We start from the raw sequence: 19294 nt of genomic DNA on the forward strand, positions 1-19294 counted from the left end.
TTTTTATTCTCCTTCATATACAAATTGATTGTTTGACTCTTCTAAAGTAGGTCCAACCTGATCTTTTTCACTCAAGACAGGCTCAATACCATTTAATAATGAACCCCAATCCACATTACAAGTTGGATCATCATAACGCATTCCACCTTCTGATTCTTTATTGTAGACATTATCTACTTTATATCTAAACTCAACATTATCCGTTAAAGTTAAGAATCCATGCGCAAATCCCTGAGGAATAAAGAACTGTCTATGATTCTCTTCACTCAATTCCACACTTACCCATTGACCAAATGTAGGACTCCCCTTACGAATATCCACAGCCACATCAATGACTGTACCCTTCGTACAAGAAACCAATTTACTCTGTGCATAAGGCGGATTTTGCCAGTGCAAACCACGAAGCGTACCCTTCTGCGCACTAAAAGACATATTGTCCTGTACAAAATCGACGGTAATACCCATCTTCTCATATTTAGGCTTCGAATACGTCTCCGTAAAATATCCTCTATGATCACCAAATACATCCGTATCAATAATCAATACGCCAGGAATCTTTGTTTCCGTTACCTTCATCACTATACCCCCAATTACTTAATATACTTACGATCCATGATTTTCTTCAAATAAGCACCATACTGATTCTTCTTATAAATTTCATACGTAGATGCCAATTCCTCATCACCAATCCAACCATTGTCATACGCAATCTCTTCAAGACACGCAATCTTACGATGCTGGTGCTCTTCAATTGTCTTCACAAAATTTGTCGCATCCACTAAAGACTCATGCGTACCCGTATCCAACCAAGTAAATCCATCGCCAAGTAAAGTGACATTCAATTCACCATTCTCTAAATAAATACGGTTCAAATCTGTGATTTCCAATTCCCCACGAGCACTTGGCTTCAAATTCTTCGCATACTCAACCACTTTATTATCATAGAAATATAGTCCTGTTACCGCATAATTTGACTTAGGACAAGCTGGCTTTTCTTCAAGACTAATCGCCTTACCCTCAGAATCAAATTCCACAACCCCAAAACGTTCAGGATCCTCTACATAATAACCAAATACGGTAGCCCCCACTTCATTTTCAGCAGCCGCACGAAGACGCTTCGTCAAACCATGACCATGGAAAATATTATCACCCAAAATCATCGCACAACTATCATTGCCAATAAACTCCTCACCCAAGATAAACGCTTGAGCAAGTCCATCTGGACTTGGCTGAACTTTATAAGAAAGCTCAATACCAAATTGATGACCATCCCCCAATAACTCTTGAAAACGAGGTGTATCATCCGGAGTTGAAATAATTAAAATCTCACGAATACCAGCCTGCATTAAAATTGACATAGGATAATAAATCATAGGCTTGTCATAAATAGGAAGTAATTGTTTACTAGTCACCTTAGTCAAAGGATACAAACGAGTACCACTACCACCAGCTAAAATAATACCTTTCATAATGTGTACCTCCATAATTGATTACATTATATCACATATAAACAATAAACCCTAACGTTACGTTAGGGTCAAGCTTTTTTCTTTAATAGCTTATAAATCGGTATAGTTAAATGCAATTTAACCAAACATTTATATACCTTATATTTAAAATCTAAGTCAGAATAATGTATTTTAATATTCTTTAATCCAGATTGATTCATAAACATTTTGATACGATCCAATCCATCTTCTGAATTTGGATTTTGTGTTTCCTGGTTAATTACACCAAACCAACACTTTAAATATAAATACAAAATGTCATTTTGCGATATTGTATAATTTGATTTTGAAGCAATTCTTTTTAGATTTGCCTCATAATTTAGAATATGATCCGTATATTTTTTATTATACGTTCTCATTACCGAAGTTTGTCTTTGGTAATAATGATATAAACAATCCGATTTAAAAACTACTTTTTTACAATACTGTAAATACTCAACATTAAATAAGAAATCCTCTCCAACACTTTGTCCCACTGGAAATTCAATCTTATTCATCTTTAAAATGTCTGCCCTATACACTTTATTCAAACAAAACTGTTTGACTTTTTCATCCATATTCTGTCTAATATACCATGTAAATCCAGCATTATCACACAAGTTTAATATTTCATCATTTAAATCATTTAACACAGTTTCATGATCATCATAAGTTAAACAATAATCAAAACACAATAAATCAAAATCTAAAGTTTGAATATACTCCATTATCTTTGGTAGATATTGCTCGTCCACAAAGTCATCGCCATCCACAAAAGTAACATATTTTCCTTTTGATAGGACTATACCTAAATTACGTGCCGAACTGACTCCACCATTTTCTTTCTTTATGTAATGAATATTTGGATAATTCTTTTCATGATTTTTTATCACTTCACAAGACCCATCTGGACTACCATCATCTACAACTAGTATTTCAACTCTATTATCTGATGTTTTTAATGAATTTAAACATTTACCAATATAATCCTGAACATTATAAACCGGTATAACAATTGAAAGTAAAATATCTGTTTCCATTCTTTTACCCCTTTATAAAAAGACTTTTTACAACATTAAATGTTGAATTAAATGTCTTTCGATCAAACAATACATTCACCAATAACACAAACACACTAATTGCGACAAAATAGATAATTCCATATTGGATCCACGTTAAGTAATTATAAATGTTTGGCTCCATTACTTGTTGTAGAAGGAATACAACTACAATGCTTGCGACTAAATTAAGAAATAATTTCTTAAACGTACTTAGACTCGATGTTTTTAAGATATGTTTATGTGCATAGAATATAAAATCAAACGTACGATACGAAAACGATAATACGCATCCTAAAAGAATACCATTCAATCCAAACATTTTACCAAACACAAACTGTCCTAGAACATTTAATGTCATTTCTAAAACAGCTCTCCATTTTGTTTCTTTAAAATGGCCCGCACTAGTAACAATGGTAGATGTTGGAATTCTTATATTATTGGCAATACCAACTAAAATAAACAATTTAGCAAGAGTAGGATAAATGTAATTAATATCTGTCATATTGACTGTATAGATTTCAATAAAAGGCATAATCAACAAATATGTACAGGAAAATAAAATCGTAATAACAATATAGTACACAAATTCATAAATATTAAATGTACGAATTAAAACATCTCTTTGCCCTTTAGCGATAACTTCTCCAAAAGAGGCATAGATGGCCGTTGAAATTATAGAACATATTGTGTTAATTCCCTGGAAAACAATCAAATATACCGCAAATACACTGGCTTCTTTTAAGCCTAGAATTAAACTTACAATCAAAGTCGAACTTCCCATGACTACCAGTGTAGAAACTTGGTGAACAATTGCATCATTTCTTTGAGATATCTTTTCAAATGTCGGTTTAACTGATAAATCTAAATATTTATATTTTCTTTTTGCGTATACTGTTAAAATAACAATTCTACAAAGATATACTGCACTCATCCCTAATTCTGCCACTACCACATTTTGTTTTAAGCGGACTAAAACAATCAATAAGATCAAATTCGTTAAAGAACCAATGGTTTGTGCAATCGCAACAACATAGTTTTCTTGATTAGCCGATAATAAAGCATTGTATTTACCACACAAATAAAATTCTGAAGCACCACTAATACCAATCACTAAAACCAATGCGAACGCAATAGAATAATCAACCTGATTGCGAACTGTCAAAGGATATATAATCGCAACAAGTAATGTGATGGCAGAAAACACATTTCCTGCTCGAGTAAACATTTTTCGAGTTGCATTATATATACCATTTAAAGATTCATAATCCTTGTCAGCAATTGGTTTATACATTGCAAACGTACTCGCCTGCGCAATACCTGCACCAGTTAGCTGTACATATTGCATAATTTGACGAATTGTAGATACCAATCCATTTAAAGTAGAGCCAAAAGTAGATACTAAAATAGGTGGCATAATAAAATTCACGATAATATTCACGACTTGCTGTAAGACATTGAATATTAGATTTTTTAAAGCCTTTTTAAATCTCATAGTTACCTCTTTTCAATAAATAAATCAGCTATTTAAACTCAACATCATAAATCGATATATTTTATTTAAATAATATTTCGAACTAAACAACAAACAAAAACCATCTTTAATAAAAGATAAGATTTGTTTATCTGACATTTCCTGCAACATACGGTTAAAGATCACATTCGCCTTTAAGTATTTATTTGAATCCTTCTCATTTAGATGTTGCTGCACATAGGCATATGCCTTATCAACTGAGGCAACACGCTTATTCTTATATTCATTTGTGATATAAGACATATATAAGTATTGCTCAAATAAATTACTTCTAGAAATTGAATTTGAAGTCATGCGATACTTAAGCACAGCCTCATTTAAGTTTGAAATCACAAAACCATTCAATACAGCTCTTAAAGTAAAATCATAATCTTCACATAAAGGCATATGACGATATCCAGCATTTTTTTCAAAAACTTCTTTTTTTCCTAACCAAGTTGGATGCGCAATACATTGACTATAACGCAATGCCTTATTAATTTTTTTAGGATCTGTAGGAACACTTTTTATACTATATAACAAAGAACCATTTTCATTAATCATCTCTGTAATTCCACCAATTAAATCATAATGATTCTTTTCTAAGTACTCCATTTGTCTTTCTAAACGATCCGGTAAACTAATATCATCCGCATCCATACGAGCTATATATTCACCATGACACAAAGAAAGGCCACGATTTAATGAATCTGTAAGCCCCATATTCTTTTCATTGATATAAAAATGAATTCGATCATCTTTTATAGCATATTCTTCTATTACTCTTTTATGAACATCATTATCCGGGTAATCCAGTATAATAATATATTCAAAATCTTTATACGTCTGATTTAATATTGATTCAATCGATTCGCGAAGCAGTTTCTCATCTTCTTTATATGTAGACATAATTACAGATATCATTGAATCACCCTCTTTCTACAAACAAATAGTCCAGCTTCTTTTGTCACTACTATTTTACCATTATTCTCTAACAATTCTCCAATATATTCCTTGAACTCATTGAGTCTAGGCCCCAATATTTCATTTTGATTGCCATGACAAGACATAATATAGTCAATCAATGGTTTTGACTCTGTTATTTCCAGTGAATCATGATAATCCATTCTTTCAATATTTGAGAAATATTTACTTAATACATCTTCACCATTCTCTAAACCAAAGATATCATACAAACTATGATTTGATAGATTGATTCTAGAATCAAAGTTCTGTACGATTTCCGTGATTTCTTTCATATGGTTCTTTCCATATGTACTACAGTATAGAATTCCGTTTGGTTTTAACACTCTACTTATTTCTTTTAAGCCAAGATTCAAATCATTCAAATAGAATAGAACATGATTGGCAATAATAGAATCAAAGTACTCATCTTTAAAAGGAATCTTTTCAGCATCCGCTACAATGCAGTTAAAATCAGAACCTAATTTATTTCTTACTTCTTCAACCATACCTTCACTAATATCCGATAAGAAGATTTCTCTATTTCTTAAATCAATTCTATTTTCTTGCCACAATTTACCATTACCACAACCAAGTTCTAATAAACGATTGACTTTACTAAAATCGATTTGATAGAATAACCAATTAAACCAACCCTGCTTATTTGTAGAATACTTCTCGTGTAAAGATATACGATCATTTAAGTTCTTCGCATTCTTATATTGTTCAATAATATTCGTTTCCTCATTCGATAATTGAACTAAAGATAGAATCATATTCCAACTTAAATCCGGCGTTTGACTCGCTCTTTTTAAAGCATCCTTTAAAGACTGTAAATGATTGATTTTATCTTCAATCAAATCAATCTGTAACTCAAAGCTTTCTTTTAAGTTCGTATTATCCATAACCATAGGAAAGATTTCTTCAATACTAAACCCCAAGTGCTTTAAAGATAAAATCTTCTGTAACTTTAATAAATCCAAATCACTATATTGACGATATCCATTTTCCATAACAAAAGAGGGTTTTAATAACCCTATTTTGTCATAATATCGAATTGTTCTTTCACTCACATTCGCTAGTTTTGCGAATTGTCCTGTCTTGTAGTAGTTCATAATATTAATAATTTACCTTTAATAAATAATAAGGATTTAGATTTTGTTCATTTGATAGTACTAAACTATCTCCATCACATTCCAATATATCCGCTGCATTTTTATTAAATACCAAAATATATTGAATATTTTCTTTCTTCAAAATATCATGTACTTCTGTATATGTTAAATTTCCTGACATACAAAACGAATTTAATTTTGAAAAATCTTTATCATTGAATTTTTTAAATCCATCACTGTTTGAAACATGCAAACGATTTGTAGACATCTCAAAGCCACCATCCGATGTGCCCATACCACCATCTGTATTAAAATTATGACAAGTATACATTTTATAGTTATCATATGGTAAAGTATTAAAATAATCTCCGACTTCGACAAAAATATCTGGAATCATTTTTGTGTTCATATCAAATACTCTTGAAAAATTCCATCCAGCTGCACTTATGCCAGAACTAAGAAAATTATATTTTACAATTTCATTTACATTATGACGAAAAAAGACACAAACTAACGCAACCAATCCTACTATCGCTAGATTTGGTATAAAATACATCTTTTTAAAGATTGACTCGTATATGCACAAGACACAGATACCAAAAAAGAACAAAATTAAGTATTGTATAGATGAGACTGTTCTCATTGTAACAAAGAAATAATTAAAAGATGTAATTGTTAATAATACAGTAAATATTTCTTTCCATACTAAAACATATAAAACCAATACCATACCAACAATACTTCTAGATTGCGAATTTTTAGATAATACAAACATTAATGCAAAAACAACAAAACCATACTTTAACAATGAGTCATGATCATACCATTCTTGTTGAAAGCCATGATAACGAGTTACGTTGTATACAAATTCTTCTGTGTTTATATTTAAATATCTTGTTGCGAGCAAAAAGCCAACAACAACTAGAATTCCTAGAATAGAAACTATCATCCATTTTGTTTCTTTCGCTTTAAATGCTTCAACAAAACAATATACACATTTAATCGTTATTGCCGCAATGAAAAATAAAATAACAACTTGAACATATATTGTTGAAAACGAGATCATGGAAATAGACATTAAAACAATATATATAATCTTCTTGGATTCCATTTTTTCTACTAATGGTAAAGAATAAATAATCAGAATAGGCACTGCCATCATTCTAACAATAGATCCACCATAAAATGCTGCAGTTTGAAACTGCCATAAATCGTATGAATAAACTCTTATACATTCATAGATTCCTGTTTGTAGAAAACCAGCTGGAATCAGAAAATAAAATAACGGAACAATGGCATATTGTGAATATTTTTCTTTTACAAAAAGCGATGCCAATTGTTTGTATACAATTCCAAATAATACATAATTGTGCAATGACATAGTCACCCTACAAAAATAAGGTAAATAAATGTGGAAGAGTGTCCCAAAATAAGAATAACTCAATTCGTATGTATTGATAACACGAATTAAATCAAGTCCATTAATATGAATTAAAGAACCATTAAAATAATTCTCATTCATTAAATGTGGAGTGCCCACATGATTAACAACCTTACCTATATAATAAACATCATCATAATTTAAATCATAATATGGCAATTGGTTTGCGATAGAAAAAGATATAAATACACCTGCAAATAAAATTAAAACCCAATTATTCATCAAAATACGTTGTAATTTAATTTCGTGTCTACAAAATATATTCTTTCTATTCTCAAATAACAAGTATCCATCTACAACGACAAATAAAATAGATTGTAATATAAAGTATAGTGTCCAGGATAAATGAAGAACCTGACATACAAATCCAATAATAAACGTTAAAAAGAAAGTAGATAAAAATCCTGAAATTAGAATTGTTCTAGTATTCTTATTATAACCAAATAAATCTAAGCATTCATTCCCTAACAAATAATACTGAAAAGAAAGACAGACATAAAACACTACACTCAAAACTAAATTCATTCGCCTTTCTCCTTGTTACTTTCATATTCTTTAATACTCAATTTCTGAATTAAATCTTTTTGTTTCTCTTTTAGTTTGGAAATTTGTGCAGTTTGTGTAAACAACATGATATATAAAAAGAAAATAAATACACAGAAAATAAAGTTACTCGTTGACATAAATCCCAATTGTTTTGAAATCCATGTTGGGATTTGAGGAAATACACTAATAATTAGAAGAAGAATAGACCATAAGATCCACATAATCGCATCATCAATATTTAATCCATGTTTTTGAATCTTTTTAATGACAAAAACAAATGTTATTAAACTCGCAAAGATAAATACTAATTGTAATTTTAATCCCATAATCTACACCTTTCTAAATGGTTGAATCAAAAAGATTGAAACCATCATTCGACTCATATATTTGATCGTATTTACTAAATTTAAATAAGATTCTCCAAATTCACGTTCAGACATTTGAACTTGAATCTCTTTAATTTTTCTTTTTTTACGATACATATAAACCAATGTATCTGGTTCAGGAGGATTGTTCATATCCAAAGCATAATCTTTAATACAAGCCTTACCATATGCTCTAAAACCACTTGTTGGATCCTTTACCTTTTTACCAGTTACAAGTTTAATGGCCCATGCGATTAAACGACTACCAATCATACGTGCAGTAAAGGGTTTCTTTTCGCTCACAAAACGAGAACCAATCACAATATCATTTCCATTTTCAACCTCTTTAACCATCGCATCAATATATTTAGCTGAGTGCTGTCCATCTCCATCAAATTGGATAACAACATCATAATTTTCTTTCATGGCTAATTTAAAACCCGTTTGAACAGCTCCAAACAATCCTAAGTTACAAAAACCATCAATATGATTAAAATTATTTTTTTGAATAACTTCTAAAGTATTATCTTTAGAACCATCATTCACAACAACATAATCAACATCTGGCGCATTTTGTTGTATATCCTTTACTGTTTTTTCAATATTTAAAGCCTCATTATAGGCTGGTATTACCACCAAAGTCTTCATATCTCTTCTCCTTTTTATTGTTAAGCTTATCTCTTAACATATATAGAATAATATGTACCTGCTCTATCATCATTTACTGTATCCACTTTATAGTATTCATTATACGAATCTTGTGTGTTATCTTTACCTTCCAACACAAAACATTGTATTGAATACTCATCTAATATCGGAATTAATGCATCAAAAGATTTTCGATCTTTAGAAGCATTAAAATTTTCAAACACACTCTGCTGATCAAGAGTAAATTTTGAATATACCTTGTTAATAGAACTCATCGCATATCTTGGTATTGCTGAAACAGACACTACATCATCACTTACACTCGTAGCTATAATTGCTAATGAAGTTAAATATCCATCTGTTGTTACAAACTGAGGCATCAATGTATATAGTTTTTCACCATTAGAAACCTTATCTAATTTTTGTCCCAATTCATAAATTGAATTAGGTACTAGCTTTGGATTTTGTATAACTACTTCCATAGAATGAATCATTGATTTTCTTGCCCCAAAATACGATAAAGATGACATAAACAAGAAAATTACACTCATTAATAGTATAAAACCTTTTGTCAACATTTCACTTGTGATTGTGAATATTCCATACAATAAGAATACAAATCCAACAATATATATTGTATAAAACAAGCATGTAAGAACACGTAAAGCTACAAAGTAATAAACAGATAATGTTTGATATACATTACATAATCCTGGAATCAACATAAATCCAGTAATTAAAACTAAAACTTCTGTGACCTTAAATACAATTGGTTTTCGAATAATTGCAAATGCAAAGATATATACTAAAACAAATGATAAAAACACAATAGATTTTAAGTTTGACATAAACATGCCTTCTACATTTGCATAGATCTCTTCTTTATTCGGCAAAACCATCCCTAAAACAACTAATAATACAAGAGTCCCAAAGGCAATAAGCCCTTTTATATTGAATTGCGTATATACACTAATAAGTGTAGCTATAGCTGCAACAAACACAATAGGTATTGCGATAGAAGATTTAGACACTAGAACAACCGACATGACAATTAGTTGCAATATGTGTTTAATCATAATCTTCTCATTATCAATAAAGAAAACCAAAACCCATAAAATTCCCATTGTACGTGGTATTGATGAACCCAAATACATAGCTGAACTAAATTGCCAATAATCTTGTAAAATCATTAAATTGCAGTTTGTAGCAACAATCATAAGAATAGTAAATACAAATAAAATGATAGGAGTCCATTGTGCATACTTATTAAATTCACCACTCAATTTGCATACTGTACTTTTGGCAAATTCACAAACTGTAACAACTAACAACAAATAATTTTGAAAGTTTAAGAATACACGACAAAATGTGAATACATTCATATGCAATATATTCGTATACACAGATGCTTCCAATTGCCAAACATCAAACAAATACGAATTAAATTGATGTCTATTATCTAAACCCACAGGAAAGTTATAATAATATGGATTTTTATAGGAAGCTAAATGAGAAATTCTACCAATATAATATCCATCATCTAAATGGTTATTCAACCACATAACATGTACATTCGCAAATGACAATATAAGTAGTATAAATGTAATCAAAAATAAAGCATAATTATTCTTAAATCCATTTAATACTTCATTTTTAGTAATTTTAAAATCATTCTTCTTAAGCCTATACATAATAAATATGATCATGACTAGAATAGATACTATAAAATATATTAAAGCAATCCTCCATGGTAATCCAAGTAATTGAATGATTATAAAACCAACTGCTAAAACAAAGCTATATCCAATATATCCAACAAGCAAACTTGTCGTAAAACTTTTTTGATTTGTTATGGCTGTGCCTAAGAAATAACAAAGACATAGAATCCAAAAAATATATATAAAACCACTTATATAATCCAACATTAAACTTCCTACTTTCCAAGAAAAAGAACTAGTTACATAACTAGCTCTTATATTTATATCATATTTTTGTGATTTTTTTAAGCCTTAGGATATGTAAACGGTCCTTTATCCAAATCAAAGTTAGGGTTATGGAAAGGATCTCCATTCTTTAAAATCTCTGGCCATTTCTTTTGAAAACGAGCAATTTCACTTTGGAAACGAGCTTGTTTTTCTGGTGTATCCTCTAAACCTCTAGATTTAGATTCATAGTGATACCAAACAGAGAATACATCTTCAACAATCCATTTATTTAAGCTTCTAATTTTTAAACATAAGTCTACATCGTTGCATGCAACTTTAAAATCTTCATCAAAGCCACCCACTTCATCAAAGATTTCTCGTTTTGTCATTAAACATGCGGCTGTTACTGCAGATACATCCCATGAAACACGAGGTCTACCCATATAACCAAAATCATTTCTGTCGATCAATGAGAATGCAGCTGTCGCATAACCATGATATCCAACTACGACACCACAATGCTGTACTGTATCATCTTCATACAATAATTTAGCTCCAACAGCACCCACATCTTCTCTTTGACATACCCCTAGCATGTCTTCAATGGAATCTGGCTCAATAACTTTCGTATCATTGTTTAAGAACAAGATATATTCACCATGCGTGTATTTCACACCATAGTTATTGATCTTTGAATAGTTAAAATCACCCTCATAATAAATAACTTTTACATTTGAATATGTTTCTTCAAGCTCTTTATAGTAATCAAATATTTCTTGTTCCGTCGAATTGTTTTCAACAATCACAATCTCAATATTTGAATATGTATTTACATTCATTAACGATTCAATACAACCCTTTAATAAATCTTTATGATTGTAGTTCGGAATTAAAATAGAAACCAACGGATGATCTTTCACTGTATATTTACAATGATACATTCCATATAAAGGACGAGGCAACATTTCAACTGTTGCATCAATACCAACACGTTTAAAATGGGATTCAATCGCTTTTTTACCAGATGTGTAACAATACATCTTACTTTCTGGATCCATAGCCGTTGATAATGGGTGCATTCTCCAGTGATACAAAATCTTTGGAACGTGGTGTACACTATTTGCCTGCTCTACACATCTAAAGATAAAATCATGATCTTGTGATCCATCATATTCACTACGCATTCCACCTACTTTACGAACAATATCCATATTCACAACAAAGAAGTGTGTAATGTAGTTATGAGAACACAATAAGTCAATACTGAAATCTGGTTTAAAGTGTGGATCTTCAAATTTCTTTGTCTTATCATTCAACTTATCTTCATCCGAATATACACAATCATGATGAACTTCCTGCATGGAAGCTACAAATTCATATAAACAATCCGGTGTCAATAAATCATCATGATCAAATAAGCCCACATAATCACCTGTAACTAATTCCAAGGCACCATTCATATTTCCAGAAATACCATAGTTTTTTTCTAATCTCTTAAATACGATTCTTGAATCATCCCCATAATGTTCTTTCACGTATTTTTCTGCCGCATCATTAGTACTTCCATCACCAATGCACAATTGCCAATTAGAATACGATTGATTACGTACAGAATCAATCATTTCCTTTAAGTACTCTTCTTTCGTATTAAATGTCGCAACAATAATACTAATCATCGGAGCAAATTCAAACTTTGTATTTCTTTGTCTTTCTAATTCTTCTTCCGTTACTTTAGTGGCATTAAACCATTCATCGTATTCTGCCCAATTACTTGAACCATGAACAATACGATCAATAACACCAGAAAAACCTTTTTTTCTAAGAATTCTAAAACCATTTTTAATATGTTGATAACTCATCATTTTAAATAGTTTAGGAACTTTTGAAAGCACATTTTGACTAGGCGTTTTTTCTTGAAGAATCTCTTTACTTTGATAATTCTTAGTCTTCAACACAAAACTATACTTTTCTTTCGCATTCCCTTTCCATTTAATTGTATAACCACAATCAATTTGATCTTCATCAACCATAGATAAAGAATATAAATCAACTCTACCCTTTGATTTATAATCAAATTCAACTTCTTTTCCTGCTGCATTTAATATAGAGAATGTAATTGGTTCTTTCTCATATGAGAAAGCCCATCCCTTAACTTGATACGTTTTTGTTTCTTCATTATAACTAAACTCATCAATATAGTTTCTAATTCCTCTTTTATCTCTATATTTATTTATTTTTCTTTGATCATAATTCAAAATACATTCGCTCAGTGTATCCGTATATGCATTTACTTCAATTGAAGTAGGCTCAACATCACAAGGTACAGTTATTCTAAATCCAATATGCGTATTCTTAAAGCCCAAATCATAGCCATTTATAATGTCTTCACGACCAGGTCGAAATAACTCAAAATCAACTTCTTTTCCGTCCAGTTTAATGTGATAATTGACACTTTCATTATCTTCTTGATAGCACCAGCCGACAATGGTAATGAATTGTTTTGTTTTTAAATCATGAAACTCAAATCTTTCAATTCTGTATTTCAAAGTCATATTAACACCTACAATTCTTCCGCAAACCCTTTTTCCAACTTTTTGAAAATCATGTATCCAATACCTAAAACAACCAATGAGAAGACAAATACTAAACCTAAAGCTTTAAAATCAGGCCATTGATGATACATAAACGCATTACGATAAGAACCAATAATGGTTGTCAACGGGTTGATTGTTATTAGTGTATATAGAATACCTGCACTTGATGCAGAGAATTGGCTTAGGTGATAAATAATTGGAGTACCATACATCAACATATTTAAAATGAAGGCTACAATATTCTCAATATCTTGTACATATACATCGATTGCACTTAAAATCAATACAATACCTAATGTTAGTAAAGATTGAACGATAAGAATTGGGAATACCGCAATAACATGATAGCTAAGTCCTGTACCTGTTCCAATACAGAAAATAATGATAATTAAGCATGAAATCAAAAAGTTTACAATTCCACTAAGAACTTGTGATAACGGAATGATTTCTCTTGGGAAATATACTTTTTTAATAATCCCCCCATTTGCCTTAATCGAACTAGTTCCCATATTTACGGATGTCATAAAGAATGTCCATGGAATAATACCTGTAATCAAATAAATTAAGTAATTTTCACCAGTTACTCCACGACCAAACAAGTATGGAAATACAATCCAATACACTACAACTTGTAACAATGGATTTAAAAAGGACCACAAGATTCCTAAAAAAGATCCTTTGTATCTGCCACGAATATCCTTTTTAACATTCGTTTTTAATAACTCTCGATAATTATAAAGATTTTTAAATATACTCATACGCCATCACCTTCTATACATTTTCAAACTCAATTTCTTTAGAGGCCAAAATACATTCTTTCTCTTTACACTCAACTTTAAATTTATGTTTACCTTTTTCTAAGGTTGTTAAATCATACTGGAATTGCCATCCAATAGTATTTACATCCATAAACCCAACATAATGATCAAAATATGCATCATATACATCTTTTCTGTATGTACGATCCACTTTAATATCCATAGGATTTCCATCTAAATAGAAATGAATTGTGGCATCATCTGAATCCGAGATTTGCCATCCCTTAAACAAGTGTTGTTTATCTGTTGCATCCACTTTTGAAATATCTCTAGGACTATCAATATAAACAACAGCCTTACTTTTTTGTTTACCACTCTCAATATTCTTTTGTCTTTCCTGCTTATGGTCTTGTGCCACTTGTTCTAAATACTCATCAACAACATAAGTAGGATCTCCATCTAAACGTAACTCACCTTTATAGATCCAGATGACACGAGTACACAAGTCTTTTACAACTTCCAAACTATGTGTAACAATCACAATTGTTTTATTTGAATCACGCAATTCTCTTAATTTGTTGTAGCACTTTTCTTGGAAGTGTTGGTCTCCTACAGCTAAAATTTCATCGATCAATAAAATTTCAGCATCCACGTTAATGGCTACAGAGAAAGCTAGACGCATATACATACCCGAAGAATACGTACGAATTGGATTATCAATAAATTCACCTAATTCACTAAATTCAATAATGTCATCAATACGAGCATCGATTTCTTTTCTAGTTAAACCAAAAATAGACGCATTGAAATAAATATTTTCACGACCCGTAAAATCTGGGTGGAACCCAGCCCCTAACTCTAGCAATGAAGTTAATTTTCCATCCGTTTCAATTGTTCCTTTTGTTGGATAAATAATTTTAGTCATCAACTTTAATAAAGTTGATTTACCAGAACCATTCACACCAATTAAGGCTACAGTTTCCCCTTTTTTGATATTTAAATTTATATTGTTTAATACCTGATGAAACTCAGGCTTTTTTCGATTCCAAAATATTAATTTTGTCTTTAACGTATTTGCCTTATCATATTCTACCTTGAACTGCTTCGACATATTACGTACTTCTATCGCATTTGTCTTGTCCATTGGATTACCTCTCAAACATTCCTATTTTAGCATATTCACATCAAAAAAAGAACAAAAGTCCTTTTTATAGCTTTGTAATTACTTCATTCCATGATTTACAAACATTCGGGCTTGTGTTCTTATACGTTGCCAAACTGAAAACATCTTCTTTCAATATAGCCTTTTTCATCTTTACTTTTAAATCGTCTGCATCATTCACATCAAAGAAACAAACACCATCATACGTTCCTACAGTTTCATGAGCATATGGTAAATCAGCCACAATCATTGGCAAATCAAATTCCTTCGCTTCACTTATTGGTAACCCCCAAGTTTCAAGCTTTGAAGGAAAAATTAAACAACTGGATTTCTTATAATATGTAAACACTTCATCTAAAGATAATAATCCAGTAAAGTGAATGTTCGAAACAGAATTATACTGATTCACAACATCTTTTGCATACGTATCTTCAGATCCATCAATTGTAAGCACAACTTGATATAAGTCTTGATTGATTTCACGATTTAATCTTTTTGTGGCTTCACAAATAATTTCAAAATTTTTGAAATGACGACTCACACTTGGAAAAAAGAAAGTATATGGTTGAATCTTTTCAATATTTTGATATTTACTTGTATCAATCTCATGTTCAGCACGCATTACACAAATGTGATTCAAGTCCATGTTCAATAGCTTCTGCATAGAACTGGCAATCCAATCTTGTTGGACAATGACATAATCATTGGCATGCACATTGATTTTATACAAATATTTATAAAATAGAGAAAATAAGAATACTTTCTTATTATATTTAAAATCTTTCCATCCCGCTTTATACGCAAACGTTGGATTATGAAAATATGTAACTTGATGTTTCGCATATACTTTTGGAGTCATGTCATGAATTGAAATCCATAAATAGATATCTTTGTCTTTCGAATATTTTTTAAAGTACGAATACTCATAATACATTCTTTTAAACCAGCTTTTACGTGATTCAGGAAGTTCAATAATTTCAAAATAAGATTGGTATTTTTCAAACAACGATACCTTATGCACAAATAATATGAAATAATATTTTTCATATAATTTGGACTGAATGATTTCATCACAGAAATTGTAATAAACCGTTAACGTACCACCTTGAAATAAGTTAATACCCGAGACAACAATCGTTGGTTTCATTTCTATTCCCCATCTTCAGGTAATGGTTCTTCATTTATAGAAGGTTCTTCATACTGTTCTTGATCTGTATATCCATAATCATAGTTTTGTGAATAATCATAATATACACTTCCTTGAGCCTGAGCATTTTCCTGCTCAATATATCCTTCAGCCACACCAGCTGCACCTGTATCATATTCATCTTTGATCTTATTTGCTGATTTTCCATCAAGTACAGCTTCAATCTTTTGACGAGCAATACTAACACAATAATCTTCTGGCATGACAACCGAAAGCTCTTGAGCCATAGATGCACAAACCGCTGAACCATTTGTACCTCTTAATACATAGTTTTGGAATTTCCAATTCGGCATGGCCTGCAATTCATATTGAAGTAATGTTGTGATTTCATTGGTTGACATATTGGTATCAAATGCATTTTTGAATGATTTTAATAATTTTGTATAGTTTGTCAAAATCTTTGAAGAAGCTGCCTTTTTAATAATAGCTTCCAATACTTGTTGCTGATTCTTTGCACGCTGAATATCACCATCTACATAGGCATGTCTTTCACGCGCATAAGCTAGAGCTCTAGCTCCATTTAAGTGATTCCATCCTTCATGAACACCTTCCAAAGCCCAATCCGCATTTAATCTTTCTACAGCCATTCCTTCAGGCACTTCAATATCAACACCATCCAATGCATCTACTATATCTTCTGCACTTGAGAAGTTCACTCTAAATGTATAGTTGATATCAATACCTAATAAGTTTTCTACAGTTTGTTTCGTTTCTTCAATACCATACATACCCGTATGTGTTAATTTATCATATCCATATGAAGTTTGTACATAATAATCTCTAGGAATATTCACCATCAATACAGTTGACGTAGTTGGATTTACCGTAACAATCATATCCACATCACTTCTTGATAATTCATCAATATCTCCATATGTATCATTACCACTGACAAAGATTGTAAATGGATTCTTTGTGATATCATCAACCACTAAAGCATCATTTTCATTATTTGTATAATACACAGCTTGATAAATCGATTTTGTTTCATTTGAAAAACCACTATACTCTTCCATTTCCTCTACATTTGCACGATAAATTTCATTCATCACTATAGCCTGCACTTCATCTTCATATAGTGCTTTTACTAATGCTTGCAAGTTATCATATTTTTTGTATGAAAAAGAATATTTTTTTAATTTTTTTTGGCACTTCTTTGTTCCCACAGAATCAATGTTTCTTAATACACCAATCTTTTCATTCTTTAAACTCTGAATTTCTTCATCATGATCCGTTTTGGTAATTACTGAAATTGTATTTTTAATAGATCCCTTTTCAGCACCTGTAACAGAAGTTAGTGTACTGTATGTCTCATATAAATATACATTTCCAAATCCCATAGTACATCCTACTAGAATCACTAAAATTACACTAATCGCTTTTGTCCAAATCGCATGTGTCGCAAAATTCATTAATAAAATTAAAATCGCATTTAAAATCACAATAATTAAAATGACTGGTAATAATAAATTACTAGGCAATACATTTAATGTCACAATTTGATATGCCACAAAGCCAGACAAAACCAAAAGTACAATTGATAAAAGTGCTGCAAAAATTCTATATATTAAGCTCGTTGTATTCTTTTCCATGCAAGATCTCCTTTATAAACATACCGTATTCTACCACAATCCATAAATTCTATAAATATTCTGGATAGTTTTGTTTTAAAAATTCAAGCAATTCTGTATATTCCTTTTTCTTTGATTGACTAATCAAACTAAAAATACATTTCTTAAATTTATAATAACCATATTCAAAACGTACCTTTTTCTTATAATTCAAATGATTCTTTTTCCCATAATAAATCATTGAATCCCAACTCATTTTAATACGCTCTTTCGATGCGTCTGTACATCCGCCCTCTAAATGAATCATTTTTAGCCCTTTATTGAATTTCACTTCTGCATGAGGATATATACTTTTAATACGACTTGTTAAATCAGACTCTTCAAAATACATAAATATATTCTCATCAAACATGCCCACATTCATAAACATATCTTTTCTTACAAATAAGTTTGCCCCTGTTATAAACATGTTCTTCTCATTAAACCGTCCCCATTTATTCCATAATTTAATTGTCCAATTTCGCCACAATTTTGTATTGTACTCAAAATAAAAGGAGTACCCTGGACTCAAATCCTTCTTCAACAATCGAATACCTTCAATCGCTAAATTTGTATTCTTTTCAAAATCTGAATAAATTTGTTTGAAAATTGGTTCAATCAACACTATATCTGGATTTACAAAACCAATTACCTCGCCCTGACTAACCTTGGCACCCACATTATTACCAGCACCAAAACCTTTATTATCGGAAGGTATATATTGAATATTTTGTATACTCGATTGCTTCACGAAAGACTCTACTCTTTCATTGACAGGACTATTATCCACTACAATGACTTCTAAATCATCCTTTAAATCATTGTACTTTTCAATTGAATTTAAACAATCCAACAAAATATTTCCATTTTTATATGCCACTATAACTAATGAAATCTTCATA

The 19294-nt window shown here is 30.7% G+C and carries 16 protein-coding genes; all 16 read right to left on the minus strand.

Features of this window, described 5'->3' with window-relative positions:
- Window positions 1–3: 3 nt before the first annotated feature.
- Complete coding sequence (gene rfbC / locus FYJ55_RS00100) at window positions 4–576, minus strand: dTDP-4-dehydrorhamnose 3,5-epimerase (RefSeq protein WP_154555103.1); 573 nt, start codon at window positions 574–576, stop codon at window positions 4–6.
- A 14-nt stretch (window positions 577–590) separates the two neighbouring features.
- Window positions 591–1469 carry a glucose-1-phosphate thymidylyltransferase RfbA gene (gene rfbA, locus FYJ55_RS00105; protein ID WP_118011450.1) on the minus strand — a complete coding sequence of 293 codons (879 nt, stop codon included), beginning with the start codon at window positions 1467–1469 and terminating at the stop codon, window positions 591–593.
- A 68-nt stretch (window positions 1470–1537) separates the two neighbouring features.
- Window positions 1538–2527, minus strand: a complete 990-nt coding sequence (locus FYJ55_RS00110; protein WP_154555104.1) for a glycosyltransferase family 2 protein — start codon at window positions 2525–2527, stop codon at window positions 1538–1540.
- A gap of 4 nt (window positions 2528–2531) precedes the next feature.
- A complete protein-coding gene (locus FYJ55_RS00115) occupies window positions 2532–4040 on the minus strand; it encodes a lipopolysaccharide biosynthesis protein (RefSeq protein ID WP_154555105.1) in 1509 nt (502 codons plus the stop codon).
- Window positions 4041–4064: 24 nt separating this feature from the next.
- Window positions 4065–4982, minus strand: coding sequence for a glycosyltransferase (locus tag FYJ55_RS00120; RefSeq protein WP_154555106.1), 918 nt, complete (start codon window positions 4980–4982; stop codon window positions 4065–4067).
- Window positions 4979–6136 carry a MerR family transcriptional regulator gene (locus FYJ55_RS00125; RefSeq protein ID WP_154555107.1) on the minus strand — a complete coding sequence of 386 codons (1158 nt, stop codon included), beginning with the start codon at window positions 6134–6136 and terminating at the stop codon, window positions 4979–4981. The genes FYJ55_RS00120 and FYJ55_RS00125 overlap by 4 nt, the downstream gene beginning before the upstream one ends.
- Before the next feature lie 4 nt (window positions 6137–6140).
- Window positions 6141–8102, minus strand: coding sequence for a DUF6077 domain-containing protein (locus FYJ55_RS00130; RefSeq protein ID WP_154555108.1), 1962 nt, complete (start codon window positions 8100–8102; stop codon window positions 6141–6143).
- On the minus strand, window positions 8099–8449 hold the full coding sequence (locus FYJ55_RS00135; protein ID WP_154555109.1) for a DUF2304 domain-containing protein: 351 nt from the start codon (window positions 8447–8449) through the stop codon (window positions 8099–8101). The genes FYJ55_RS00130 and FYJ55_RS00135 overlap by 4 nt, the downstream gene beginning before the upstream one ends.
- 3 nt (window positions 8450–8452) lie before the next feature.
- Window positions 8453–9136, minus strand: a complete 684-nt coding sequence (locus tag FYJ55_RS00140) for a glycosyltransferase family 2 protein (RefSeq protein ID WP_154555110.1) — start codon at window positions 9134–9136, stop codon at window positions 8453–8455.
- A 26-nt stretch (window positions 9137–9162) separates the two neighbouring features.
- Window positions 9163–11061 carry a DUF6077 domain-containing protein gene (locus FYJ55_RS00145; protein ID WP_195836618.1) on the minus strand — a complete coding sequence of 633 codons (1899 nt, stop codon included), beginning with the start codon at window positions 11059–11061 and terminating at the stop codon, window positions 9163–9165.
- A 77-nt stretch (window positions 11062–11138) separates the two neighbouring features.
- Window positions 11139–13613 carry a glycosyltransferase family 2 protein gene (locus tag FYJ55_RS00150; protein WP_154555112.1) on the minus strand — a complete coding sequence of 825 codons (2475 nt, stop codon included), beginning with the start codon at window positions 13611–13613 and terminating at the stop codon, window positions 11139–11141.
- 8 nt (window positions 13614–13621) lie between these two features.
- A complete protein-coding gene (locus FYJ55_RS00155) occupies window positions 13622–14413 on the minus strand; it encodes an ABC transporter permease (protein ID WP_154555113.1) in 792 nt (263 codons plus the stop codon).
- A 13-nt stretch (window positions 14414–14426) separates the two neighbouring features.
- Window positions 14427–15557: an ABC transporter ATP-binding protein gene (locus FYJ55_RS00160; protein ID WP_154555114.1), complete on the minus strand. Its 1131-nt coding sequence runs from the start codon at window positions 15555–15557 to the stop codon at window positions 14427–14429.
- 64 nt (window positions 15558–15621) lie between these two features.
- The gene (locus FYJ55_RS00165) at window positions 15622–16722 is read right to left on the minus strand and encodes a glycosyltransferase (protein WP_154555115.1); all 1101 of its coding nucleotides are present in this window, start codon (window positions 16720–16722) and stop codon (window positions 15622–15624) included.
- 2 nt (window positions 16723–16724) lie between these two features.
- Complete coding sequence (locus FYJ55_RS00170; protein WP_154555116.1) at window positions 16725–18374, minus strand: LCP family protein; 1650 nt, start codon at window positions 18372–18374, stop codon at window positions 16725–16727.
- A gap of 49 nt (window positions 18375–18423) precedes the next feature.
- The gene (locus FYJ55_RS00175; protein WP_154555117.1) at window positions 18424–19293 is read right to left on the minus strand and encodes a glycosyltransferase family 2 protein; all 870 of its coding nucleotides are present in this window, start codon (window positions 19291–19293) and stop codon (window positions 18424–18426) included.
- Window position 19294 lies beyond the last annotated feature (1 nt).

The organism is Holdemanella porci (assembly GCF_009696075.1).
GTDB lineage: Bacteria > Bacillota_I > Bacilli_A > Erysipelotrichales > Erysipelotrichaceae > Holdemanella > Holdemanella porci.